This is a genomic window from Kribbella sp. (genome assembly GCF_035655035.1).
Classification (GTDB): Bacteria; Actinomycetota; Actinomycetes; order Propionibacteriales; family Kribbellaceae; genus Kribbella.
The window spans coordinates 1-13,345 of record NZ_DASRVN010000442.1 but is presented as its reverse complement, the minus strand read 5'-3'; the positions used below and the strand labels follow the sequence as shown (position 1 = coordinate 13,345).

At 69.7% G+C, this 13,345-nt stretch carries 1 protein-coding gene; it reads right to left on the bottom strand.

The window, feature by feature from the left end:
• On the bottom strand, nt 1-13,345 hold a 13,345-nt coding region (locus VFF46_RS24490; RefSeq protein ID WP_325039546.1), incomplete at both ends, for a glycosyltransferase.

Below are 13,345 nucleotides of genomic sequence, written 5' to 3'. Positions count from 1 at the left end.
GCGCACCTCGCTCCTGCCGATGGCCACCCGCGGGCGCGTGTCACCTGAATGCATCACGTAAGCGGACACGATCGCGGCCAATGCCCGACCCCAGGGGTTCTCCTCGGTCTCCTCGGCCGCGACCTGCGCGAGGGCCTCTGCGACCGCCAGCCGGGCCCGAACGCGAATCGCCCCGCCTGCGACGGCAGCTGGGCCCCTGATCAGCTCCCACAGATCGTCCGCCGAGAGCTCATCCACGCCGACCGATAGCGCTGCCTGTACGACGGCCGCCGCGATGGGCTGCACCGTGTCTGAGTCCAGCAGGCCGGCGCGGTGCGCGAGCGCGTCGATCATCGCCAGCACCAAGGCGTCGCGCGCATCGTCCGCCGCCGCGTCACGGACCGCCCGATCCGCCCGCAGCGCGTCGAACAACCTGCCCGCCGCGTCGGTCCGGACCGCCGCATCATCGTTCCCGCCTGCAACGGTCTGTGGATAGACCGGCCGGCCGATCTCCTCGGGGGTCCGAATCTGGTGGGCGGGGATGCCGCGGTACACGTCGACGGTCTGCCGGGCGATGACGTCCCAGCGGTACATCGGAGACAGCGCCTTCACCTGGGCGGCCTCGGCCCGCTGCCGCGCACCCGCGGCATCGTCGAGTACGGCGATGATCGCGGCGACGAGTTCCGTCACATCGCCGGCCGGATAGTTCACACCGTTGCTTTCGTCAACGAATCCGATCTGCTCCGACGCCACCAGCGGCAAGCCTGCGGTGGCCAGTTCGTTGGCGACCACACCGAACGGCTCGTAGCGGCTCGGGATCACGCCGACATCGGCACTCGCCACCAGCGCCGGCAGCCCCTCGTCGTGGCCGATGCGGCCGAGGAACTCCACGTCTCCATCGGCCAGCTGCCCTTCACTCACCAGCGTCGCCACCTGCTGCTTCAGCTCGGCGGCGAAGTCCCCGGTGTCGTCACCGACGATGCGGACCTTCGCACCCGGCCGGTGCTGCTGTACGGCGGGCAGCGCGGCGATCAGGTCCTGAACGCCCTTCTCCACCGCGAGCCGGCCCTGGTAGTAGATGACCGTGTCGTCGGGACCCACCTTCAGCCGGGACCGGGCCGCGGCGCGATCCACCGTGGCGGGATCGATCTTCCACCGGCTCGGGTCGGTGCCGTTCGGAAGGATCGTGACCCGGTCGGGCGACAGGTGGAACGCCCGGACGGCCTCCTCCTTCATCTTGGGCGAGTTGACGATCACGTGGTCGGCACGGCGTACCGTCCGCCACTCCAGGGCGTGGATCCGGCGCCTCGTCTCGGTGTCCAGCCGGCCGCCACGGCGGCCGATCTCGGTGGCATGCACGGTCAGCACCACCGGGATGCCGAGGGCATCGGCGAGGTCGAACGCCGGCCGGGTCATCCACGCGTCGTGGGCGTGCATCACATCGGGAACCTGGTCGGGGTAGGCGGCCAGGTACTCCTGGACAGCGGCGCGCGTCCGGTCGCTCATCGCGTCGGACCAGCCGACCTCGTCGGCCTTCAGGTGGTCCTCGGTAGCGAAACCTTCCGGTGGCGGAATCAGCAACACCTGCAGACCGCCACCGCGGCTGATCAGCTCGGTCAGTCCGGCCGCGCCGAAGCCGAACAGCTGCCGTGTCACGTTCAATACCTGATGCCCGAGCCCGACTTGGGGTGGCAGCAGTGCCTTGACCACAGACCCCAGCCCACCAACCTGCGCACCGACGCGCTGCAGCGCGGACTCCCATGAAACGTGCACGATCCGCAGCGGGTTCGCGGATGCTGGCGTGTGGGGATCAGTGAGGCGGGCTGCTACGCGGGTGATCTGGGCAGCTGCCTCGGGGCTCACGTGTGCAAGGCGGTGGTCGGCGCCGTCCGTACCGGGGAGCAGACCGAGGTGGGTGACCGCATCCAGCAGCGCGAGATCAGCCCGTACGCCGGCCCTTGGATCCGCGACCTCATCGGCCACGCGGCCGAGCACCACCAGCTGGGTCTCCCGGGCGCGGTCATGCGCGGTCGGTACCGCATCCGCATCCGCCCGGCCACGCACGTACACATCCGGCCCGCCGGCAGGCGTCCCTACCAGCAGCTCACCGATCTCGCGCAGGTCGTGCGCCACCGCTTCCAGTACGGCGTCCGCGCTGGGAAGCAGCCGCGACACCGTCACCAGAGCCGAATCGACGTCCTTGGTCAGGTCGAACCCCGCGAGCGCGTGGTCCTCGACGTCACCAACAGCGAAGACGACCACCCGCGACTGCCCGGCGCGCGCGACCCGGTAGCGGTTGTCAGCGAGCGGCACGAGCTCGTCGAGCTTGGTCACCTGCCGCAACCACGTCCGGCCCTCGTCGTCGCCCAGCAGGCTCGCCACGGACCGCGCCACCGCAACCGCGTTGTCCGCCGTCAGCCCTTCGGTCGTGGACATCCGGCCCAGCGCCGCGGCGTTTCCGAACCGATCGCCGAGGACGGATCGCAGCGCACGCTGCTTGACCTTTCCGGCCGCGATGGTCCCTTCGACCATCCGCCGGTGCCCCTGCGTCGCCTGCTTGCCGGCCCGGAACCAGTTCAGCGGGTAGTGCCCCGCCGTACCGGTGATGCTGGTCAGGACGGCGTTCACCGAGCCGGTCGTGACCTCCTGCCTCGCCTTGGCGTCAGCGTGGGTGTAGCCGGCCACCGCCGAGCCCATCGTGCTCACCGCGGCGAACTCGCCGATGCCGGGCAGCAACGCGGTCAGCGGGACGATCTTCCGCAGCACCGGCGGCATGATCGGGGCCTTCGGCTCCGGTACGACGAGATCGGCGACCACCTCACCAGGAACACTCGACCGGCGGCCCGCCGGACCGGCGATCTCCGACCGCACCAGGTCGTTGACGCCGGCGAGCATCCGATCGTCACCCTGGCGGCTCCGGACCAGCGACTCGTGCGCGAGCTGGCTGGACGTGAGGTCGGTGTAGTGCGTGTCGAGGTCGCCGTACCCGCTCTCCACCAGGGCGTTGACCCAGGTGTTGACGATGCTGTTGCCGGCCTGCACCGCCGCGACCACCGGGCTGACAAACAGGCCGATCCCGGTCCCGACAGCTCCCGGCGCCAGGATCGTGGGGTACCGGACGTCGAGCACCTGGCCGAGGTCCAGGCCGCGGTTCGGGCGCCGGTCGAACACCGGCCGGCCGAGCCGTGCGTCGCTGACCCGCCGCCCGGTCAGGTCGGTTGTTGCTGAGGGCACCGAGTACCCGGCGTCGATGACCACGGCGGCGACGCCGAGCTGCAACCGCTGGGCTCGTTCCGCCGCTTCGTGCCGCCCGGCGTCGATCCGCCGGACCTCGTCGAACTGGCCTTGACGCAGCCGGTTCGACACGTCGTGGCGGGTACGGCGTCGCTCGCCGAACGATGCCCCGATGTACCCCAGCCCGGCGCTGATCCCGAACACGGTGGCCAGCGCCCATTGGCCGGCCCCGGCGCCGACCAGGGCGACCGGCTCGACCGTCGACATCACGCCGTACGGCAGGTTGGACCACAGGTGGTACCGCAGCGATCTCTGCAGCACCCAGGGCTCACTGTCGGGGACCGACCAACGGTGTGCTCCGGTCGAGGGTCGTGCCGGTTCGGCGGCCGGCACGGTCAGTATGTTCGCCAGCAGGGGCCTGATCACGTCCCGGACGTCATCGCGCAACGCGGCTGCCTGGGCCGCGTCGCGTCCGGCTCGCAAGGCCTCGTCGGTACGGCGGCCCCCCTGCTCGAGCTTCTCGCCGGCGACCTGCCCGCGGTACATCAGGTACCCCTGACCGCAGCCCTCGGCGAGACCGTAGCCGATGGCAAAGGTTGCCCCGAGCCAGGACGAGTTGTGGAACACCAGCAGACCGAGCGCGGCGTTGCCGACTCCGATGAGCAGCTTGTCCAGCGCCATGCCGCCCAGGTACACGCCACGTGAGGGAACGCGCGACGGTTCCGGTTCGCCCTGCTCGATGCGGTCTTCGAGCTCCTCGGCGACCTCCTGCGCCGACCGGCCCCTTCCTCGACGCGTCAGCTGTCGCACCGACTGCGGTACGAGATCACCCAGCTGTTGTAGGGCGTCGCCGTCGAGCTGCAGCGCCGTCAAGTGCTCGGTCAGGTCCTTGCGCAGCGTCCTTCGGGCGCGCCATCCGACCGCATTGCCGAGTTGGTGCTCGTAGCGCGCGAGTACTGCCGCGATCCCGTTCGCGCCGTCGACGTGCCGCGCGACCACGGCGTACAGCCCCTCGATCGTCATCCGCTCGCCGCGCAGGCGGTCGATGCCGGGCGGGGTCCGGAGGTGATACGTCGCGGCGTCGGTGCCGTGCACCACCTGGCCATGCCTCGCCGGGAGACCGGCGCCTGGTTCGACCACAACTGAGACGACGGCGCCTTCCGGAAGGGTGATGTCGAGTACGCCGTCGCCGGTCGGCGCGAACGAGAGCCCGTGCCCGTGCGGGCCTTGCTCGAACTCGTTGAGCCACGACGCCAGGCCGACCAGGTCGCTGCTGTCGAAGACGGGAATCGACGCGCGGCTCGGCTCGACACCGGCCTCGCCGAGCGGGCGGGTCTCCAGCAGCCTGCCGGTACGGGTGATCACGCGGGTGCCGTTGTGCCGTCGGACGTACGTTGCCAGGTCCGCGTCCACCTGCCGGAGCGCGCCGACCTTGCGCTCGTAGTCCGGGCTGCTCGTCAGCAAACCCTTCTGGTAAAGGAACTCCCGCAGTACACGGGCCTCCCGCCAGGTCGGATCTTGGTACTGCAGGCTGAAGCTGCGCAGCCAGCTGATCGCGGCCAGGTCGTCGAGGCTGAGCTCGGTGCCGGCCTGGCCACCGAGCGCCTGCCAGTTGAGCAGGTCCGGCGACTGGTGCCGCTCCAGCTGCGCGGCGCGGGCCTGCTGCCACGAGTCCGCCGTACCGTGCTGGACCTCGTCGACCGCCAGCCGGTATCCGGCGATCGCCTTGGCGACCCGGCCTGCCAGTTCGTGGACGCTCGGACCCGCTTCGCGGTCGGCCTCGAACGGGAGTACGACGTCCGCGACCGGTTGCCACGCGGGTCCATCGGCGCCGTCGAGGCGGACGGCGAGGGTGAAGGGTGGGTAGCCGGCCGGAGAGATCGTGACCACGCCGGGGGTGTTCGTCGCCTCGATGGTGGCTTGTACGGCTTGCTGGAAACTCGGGCGCTGCAACGTCGCGGCGAGCCATCCGTCGTCGACGGTCACCGGAAGGGTGGCGACCAGCCCGGGCCGGGTGCCGTGCTCGAAGGCCAGCTCGACGACCTTGCCGTAGCCCGACCGTTCGAGCAGCTGGAAGCGGCTGAAATGGTTGACCGCACCAATGTCGAGTCCGGCCGCGGACACGGCCTCCCGCAATCTGGCCCGGCGCCGCCGGTTCAGGCGCCAACCGTCGTACCGCGAGAGGTCATCCGCAGGTCCCGCGTTCAGCCGCCGCTCCCGAACCAGCAGTTTCGTCGCCGCCAGTACGTCGACCGGTGCCAGCCGATCCGGTACGTCGTACCCCCGCCGCAACGCCGCCGTCCCACCCAGCACCTCAGCGGCCCGCTCGACAACAACCACCAACTCCCCCAAGGGTGTTGTCGTTGAGCTGAGGGCATGGGCCGCTTGGACGCGCTCGGCGGCCAGTGCCAGCTTTGCGGGCTGGTACGGGTCATCCAGGGCCGCACGGACGTCGTCGAGCGCCTCGCGCACCGCCATCCAGTCGACGAGGGGCGTGGCTTCCGCCGGCAGGACGACCTCCGAGGCTGCCGTGTCAAGGCTCACCCGGACCTGCTCGAGCACTTCCAGCTGCGCCGCGACAGCCGCGATGTGCCCGGCGGCCGCGGCCTCGACCCAGTCGGTATCCAGCTCCCGGTCGACCCGCGACCCGAACGTCAGGTCGGCCAGCTCCCGATCGATGCCCTCAGCAACAGTAATCACAAACCCGAACCGCGCACGGTCCCCGACCCGCTGCACCGCGACATCACCGTGCGCCACGACACCACGCCGTACGCCGACCGTGAACGTCAGACCGCCCCGAGTAGTAACCCGCAACCACCCAGGCCCGACCGGCACAACCCGCACCACCCCCGCAATCACATCCGGCAACCCCGGCGCCCCCGCCCAGAACCGCACCAAACTCCCGTCGGCAGGCGCCCGCATCGGCATCCCCTGCGCAATCCGCCCCAACGCAGCAACCTGCTGCTCAACCCCCAGCTCCCCCAACCCCTCCGGCGACCCCACCCCATCCACCAACTCCAGGCCCGGGTCAGAGGTGTTCGCCAGGAGTGAATCGGTAGGCGGCAGCGCCGTACCCTCAGCGTCCAGCACCAGCGCCTCGACCTTGACGACACCGGCAGCGGCCTCACGCAAGATGGTGCTGCGAGCAACGTCATGCTGATCGGAGTCCTGGTAGCGGAGCCGACCAGCATCGTTCCGCACGGATACCCGATAAGTGGTTCCGTCGTGCCGGGTCAACACCAGGAACGCCCGCCGCTCCGTCGTGTGCGCATCCCGGAGAGCGCCCAACGCACGACCCAGCCGCCACCGCATCGGCGGCGTGACCAGGCGGGCCGCGTCGATCCGACCCTGCGCCGCCGACACCTGCTGCTCCGCGGACACCACGGCCGCGGCGTTCGCAACAACGGACTCGACCCGGTGGACCGCGTCGACCACGCTGTCGCCGGCCCGACGCCGCCCTGCCTCGGCACGCCGCCGTACGACGTCGTCCGCGGCACGATCGAGCGCTTCCTCGATCTCCGCACCGGGCTCAGAACCCAGCTCACGAGCCGCATTCCAAGCAGCCATCGCCACATCCAGCCGCCGCTCAGCCGCCACCAACTCCCGCTCAGCGCGAGCTCCCTCCACCGTCCGGCCGGCCGGCTCAGCCGCCGATTCGTTCTGCACCTCGACCAGTGGTTGCAGCGAACTGCCGGAACTGGCCGCTGCCTCTGCGAGGCTCGCGTCGAAGGCGTCCGGCGCCTGCGTGGCCGGGCTACCGGGGGCCAACGAGCCGGCGTCGGGCGTCCCGGTGGACGGGTTGTCCGGGCCTGGCTGGGGGTGACCGGCCAGGGGTACGTCGTCGACGTCGGGGCGGCTGAGGTTGGACGCGAGGTCCTGGAGCCAGGACAGGTAGGCGGTCGGTTCGAGCGCGTACGCCGACGTGGGCGGGAACGTGTTGCCGAGGCCGCGACCAAAGACGTTCCCGGCGGCGTCACGGATGGGTACGGCGTCCCCGGCACCGTCGACGACGAAGGCACTGATCGCGCGGACGCGTCCGGCGAGATCGGGCCGGGCGAGCCGCGGCCGGCCGTCGTCGCCGACGTCACGGAGCCGGCCGTCCTGCTCCCAGTCGAAGTAGGAGACACCGCGATTGTGGACAGGCGTGTCCTCAGCATCGTTGTACTCGGCAACAATGACATGACCGACCCGTTCGGATGCCGGTCGGAAGACCAGGACGGCGGTTGCACCGTGCCCGGCGTCCCGCAGTGCCTGCTCCAGTTGCTCCAGGCCCGTATCGAGCTCGGCGCCGGTGACAGCATCGCCACCCGCCTCGACAAGCTGCTGGAACCGTCCGCCGAATTCGTTCTCCAGCTCGGCTGCTCCGAACGACTCACCGTCGGTTCCCGCGGGCATCGCCGCCGCGGTCGGATCGCCGTTCCTGCTCTTCAGGTGGGCACGCGCCGTTTCAGCGCAGTTGCGTTCGCGTTTGGGCAGCGCCGCATTGGTCGCCGGCCCCCAGACATCGGCGTTGGTGAACCGCAGCGGTTCGCCGGCCTGGTCGCGGGGAACGAGCTCCTCGACGATCTGCTGCTGCCACTCCGGCGCCGACAGCGGCCGCTCCGGTCCGCGGTTCAGTCCGGTGATCCGCAGCGCCGTCAGGCGGCGCTTCAGCCAGGCGATCAGTCGAGCCTGGATGTACGCCGCGTCGAGGGTCGACTCCAGACCCGCGCCCTTCGGACTCGCGGCCGGGTCCGCAGCGATCTCTCGGGCAAGCCGGGTCTCGGCGACAGCGATGTCGTCTCGGAGAGCGCTCATCTGCTCTTGTGCCCCTGCCAGCATGTCCTCGGCCTGTCCGACCAGGGCGGCCAGCTGCTCCGGACCAAGTTCACCGGACGCGCCGCGTTGCCCGGCGAGAAGCTGCGCACTGATCGCCGCGACCTCGTCCTCGGTCAGCGCACGGTTGCGGGTCCACCACCACTGCCGGACATACTCGACGAACTGTGCGACGTCCGCTGCCTCGGTGGGAGCGTTGATCAGCTCGCCGAGTGCGCGACCCAGCTCGGCCTCGCACTTCGCCCCCGGCTCCCAGGCGAGTTCGTACGACAACGTGAGGACCGGCGTACCGCCGTCCGCGGGATAGTTGATCTGGTACAGCCGGTCGTCGGACACGTCCGTGTACGTGATCCGGCCGACGCCGACCATCACCTCCTGCGTTCCGCGGTCACCGACCTCGAACCGGACCAGCTCCCCGTCACGCGTAATGCCGGTGGCCCCGAGCTCACGGAGGGCTTGCGCGATCGGGGTGCCTTGGACGGTCTCCGAGTGCGCCCACCGGGCCAGTTCCTGAGCAACCGCGATGTCTTTGGGGTCGCGCGAGAGTTCCGCCGCGATCGTGGCCAGCGCGGGCTGAACCTGATCGGCCACCGGGTCCGCGACGACGATCTCCGCCATCTCGAGGGCGTTGAGCCGCCGGAGCACGAACGGCACACCGCCAGGCGTGGGCCCGGCAGTGACCTTTACCTGGACGGTGAAGCCGCTGTCGAACGTGATCAGGTGGGTGCCGTCCTCGACGGGAACGATGCGCCGGACGCCATCAAGTCGCTCGGGAAGCGTCACGCCCTCCGGGGGGACCTGCTCGGTCGGTTCAGCGGCCCGGGCGCCGGGGAGGTATTCCTGATCCGATCGCCTGCCGAGGTCGAGCCTGAGGATTCTGCGGGCATCGCTCAGTTCGGCGGTGACGGCGTCCCCTTGCTCGGCGACCAACACTCGCAAATGACCGTCGGGGTACTGAACGCAGACGAGCGCACGATGCACCGAGCCGGCCGCCAACTCTGTCAGCAGTCCCTCGCCGCTGACAGGCTTGAGCTTGGCACCCGGATTCGCCAAAGCTCCGAGAATCGCGGCACGCACCCGCGGCTCCGTGAGTCCGTCCCATTGCTCGCCGTCGACCGCCCAATCCGAGGCGGCGTCCCGGAACATCAGCGCCTCGAGCCCGCGGCTCCAGCTCAGCTGCTCACCGGGAGCCGATGCGATCGCGTCGAGCATCAGGCTGCCGACCAACGAGGCAGAACGGTCGTCAGGTAAAGGAGCGCCGAACCAGCGGTTCAACCGCCGCCAGTGCCACGGGCCCAGTCGCCGGACGTCGATAGCGACATCCCTGCCGAAGTTGATGCCGACCAGGGCCCACTCAGCGGGACTGATCCGGTCGAACAGGTCGAGCGGGTACGAAGAGTTCCGTCTCAGCTGAGCGAACCGGAGCGTCGCCACCTTGCGCGCGAGTTCCACCTCAGGTACGGGGAGACCCATCCGCCGCCGGCTCTCGGCCGCGAGCTCGCCGGCCAGCGCCGCCAGCGCCTGGTCGCGCGATTCGCTGGAGGTCAGCACATCGGGCATCGCGATGTACAGGCTCGCCCGTCGATCGTCCTGGCTGATCGTGACTCGCAACGTTCCGGTGTCCGTGTCCAGCCGCGCCTCCGCCACCGCGGCTGCCCGTTGCAGCAACTGCTCCAAAGGAGTGGCGCTGCGCGGCGCAGGCGTAGGCGTCGGCGCTTCAGGTTCCTGCACGGCCGCAGAGCGGTCAGAGATAGCTGTCCCGATGAGACTCAGCGCGGACTTGAGTCGATCGCGGACCTGGTCGGCCGCTGCTGGCGAAACCGTGATCTCGGTGGTCTTTCCGGTGTGACGGATCACGAACGGCGCCCCGCCGGCGGTCGAGCCGACGGTGACGTGCACCCCGAGGGTGGAGCCGTCGTCGAACGTGATCAGCCGAAGACCGCCGTCGAGCGCGGCGATGCGCTGTACGCCGTCGATCTGCGAGGGCCAGGCCAGGTCCTCCGGCTGCTCTTCCCCGGCGAGTGGAGTCAGCTCGATGCGAGCGTCCTCGATGTCGGCCGGCGTCCACTCGTACCGCCCACGATCGCGATCCAGCGGGAGGCTCTCCTGCTCGGGCCGCTCGCCGAGATCCAGCCGGAACACCGCACGAGCATCAACAAGTCCGGCGTCGACGGCGCGCCCGTGCTCCGCCACAAATACGCGCCAGCTCCCGTCGGCGAGCTGCGCGCAGACCAGTGCTCGACGTACCAGGCCGGACGTCAACTCGGCCAGCAGGCCGTCCAGGCCCACCGGCTCCAGGCTGGTACGACGGGCAGGTGGTGCCGTCAACGCGCTCAGGATCGCCGCCTGGACCTCCGGCGTCATCAACCCGTCCCATGCGCGGCCCATCGTCGCCAGTACAAGACTCGCACTCGCGTTCGGACCGATCAGCCGCTGCAGACCGAGCCCCCAGGACATCGAGTTGGCACGGTTGCCCGCGATCTCCGAAAGCACCGAGTCCTCTTCGTGCGCGTCTGCGGAAGGCCGCAGTCCGAGCAAGTCGACCGTGAACCATTCGTTCAGCCGGCGCCAGTGCCACAGACCCAGGCGCTGGACATCGATCGGTACGTCGAAACCGAAGTCGATGCCCAGCCGCTTCCAGTCGGCGGGAGTGATCCGCTCGAACAGATCGGGTGGGAACGCCCCGTCCCTTGTCACGAACCGCAAGGCGGCCACCGTGCGGCGGAGCTCCTTCTCCTCCCGATGCCGCGCAAGACGCTCGTCGTAGTCCGGCCACCGGCGCCGGCTTTCGGCCGCGAGTTCGCCGGCCAGCTCGGCCAGCATCTGATCGGAGACGCCCTCGGCAATCGACACAAACAGACCCGGCCCGAGCTCGGCGTCGTCGGCGTCGAAGTAGACCTGGATCGTCGCGCCGGTCACCCGTACCTGCGTAATCCCGGCCGCGGCTTGCAGCGCCTGCTCGATCGCCCGAGCCCGGAGTACGTCGGGGTCGTAGACGCCGAGCTCTACGGTCTTGAGCGCGGTGTACGCCGCGTCGAGGGCGCGGGACTGTTGCTCGGCATCCAGCTCCGGTGAGAGCCGGACGGTCGCGGTGTCGAGCGTCTCGGACATGATGATCTGGTACGACCGGCCGGGCGGCAGCTCGGCGGTCTCGACGGTGACATCGAGCTGCCCGCCCCGGTAACGCAGCTGGAATCCGTTGTTTTCGGCAACCACTGCGCGACGGAGCCGGAGGGCCGGCTCGCCGGTGCGGATGAACGACTCCAGGTCCGGCTGACCAGTTCGCAGTACGGCGTCCGATGCCTGGTGTGCAAGGTGTTCGACGGCGTTCTGGAGCAGGTCGGCGATGTCGGTCGCGGACGCCTCCGCCGGCAGCACGATGCGACCGCGACCCAGGTCGGTGGAGTACTCCGTCTGCGCCACCTGCCCGGCGGTCACGATGGTCTCGACGACGAGGCCGTTGCGCAGCAGGACCAGGTAGAGGTCTCCACCGAGTCGCCGCATGCGTTCGACCAGGGTGCTCGACGGCCAAGGCGATCGCAGTACGTCGGCGGCCTGACGCGAGGTCGCGGTCACGGCCTCACCATTGTTGGCAAACTGTTCCGCGACCCGCACGAGATGGTCGGTGATGCTGGTGCCGCTCGCGTCGGCGAACTTGATCTCGATGTCGCGGAAGGCGCCGAACGCGTCGTTCAGCTCCGCGGTGCCGGGCGGGAAGAACCTGTCTCGCAAGGCGTTGAGCACAAAGGAGCCACGGTTGCCCATGGTGACGACATAGCGCCGTACATCGTCGCTCGACGCCGGGGAGATTGCGTCGATCCGGGTGATGCCGGCTGCGCGTAGGCGTGATTCGTCGAGGGGCGGCATGTCGTCGCCCAGGGGGTTTGCGTTCTGGCGGGAGCGGGTTACGGGTGAGGCGTCGTACACCGAGCGGTTTTGGCGGATCGCCTGGAGGAGCGGGCGGGCAAGCTTGTACAGGGGTTCGAGGTCGCGAGTACGGCGGATGTCGTCGAGCTGCTCGTTGCTGAGGGCACCGATCTTGACGAAGGCTTCGCCCAGATGGGTGATCAGGAACCTGTTCCACGCCTGCTTGAGGCGGCTCGGTACGCCGTTCTCGATGATCGCGGCGAAGAACTCCTCGGTCTGCACATCCGCCGGCTCGTCGGCATAGGTCTCCTTGATCCGCGCCGACAGCTCCGGGTCGAGAACACGAAGCTCCTCGACCTCGGCGAGCACCGCACGGCGCGTCTCCGGGCTGAACAACCGCCAGCCGTAGTGACCGACCACCTCATGCCAAACCGTCCTGGAAACATCCTCCACCGACCCGTGATCGGCCGCCGAAAGGTAGACGACCCCGCGCCCACCCTCCATCCGGAAGTACCCCGGCCGCCGGCCTATCGCGGGCTCGATCCCGTACTCCCGCACCAGCGCATCGTTGTCCACCCCAACGACGAACGTCACCCCGATCCCGCGAGGCAACCGCATCCGCCCCCGCACCTCACCAACAGCCCTCTCCACCACATCGACCGCCATCCCGGTGCCGCGAACCGGCGCGGTCAGCACCCGTGCGCGGCCGGACTCACGCTGGGCGTTCTCGACGGCCGCGGCCAGCAATTCGTGTCGCACTCTGCGAGCGATGGAGGACGCCATTCCATGACCGGCGATCGCGGCGGCGCGCTCGGCCGGGGCTGCTGGGAGTTTGGCGACGAACCCGAAGTCGACCGGCTGGAAGTTCCCCTCCTCGTCGATGAGGTTCTGCAGGTCCGAGGGAAGGTAGTAGCCCGCGTCCAGCAACCGTTGAAGATACTGGTCGAGCTGCCGCGCCGTGTCGAAGGTGACGGCGGCGGCTTTCGCCTCGAGGGAGCCGCCAGGCACCAACGCCATCGCCACACCGGCGTACGCACGCCCGTTGGCCGTTGCCCGGACGAGCCCGTACGGCGTCGGCCCGTACCCGGTGGCGGCGGCGCCGTAGATGCCTTCCTGATCTGCCATGGCCTGCGCACGGAAGACTTCTTGCTCGGAGGTGTCGTCGGGCCAGAGCTTCAGGACCCACTGGGTACCGTCCGGACGGTCGATCAGCAGCGCGCCCGCGTAGTCGCCCAGCCGAGCCACGACTCCGGCCTCCCCGCCACTGCGGAGGCGTCTCACCGATCGCGGCAGTTCGCCGAGATCTGTGGCTTCGTCCCAGCTCGACGGGTGCCTCGGTACCTCCTCCGGGACGCGCGGCGAGCCGAGAACCTCGACATCGAACACGACTCCCTTGCTGAACACGTCCGGATACGGCAGGCCTTCCCAGCTTTCGATCTCTGCCTCCAGG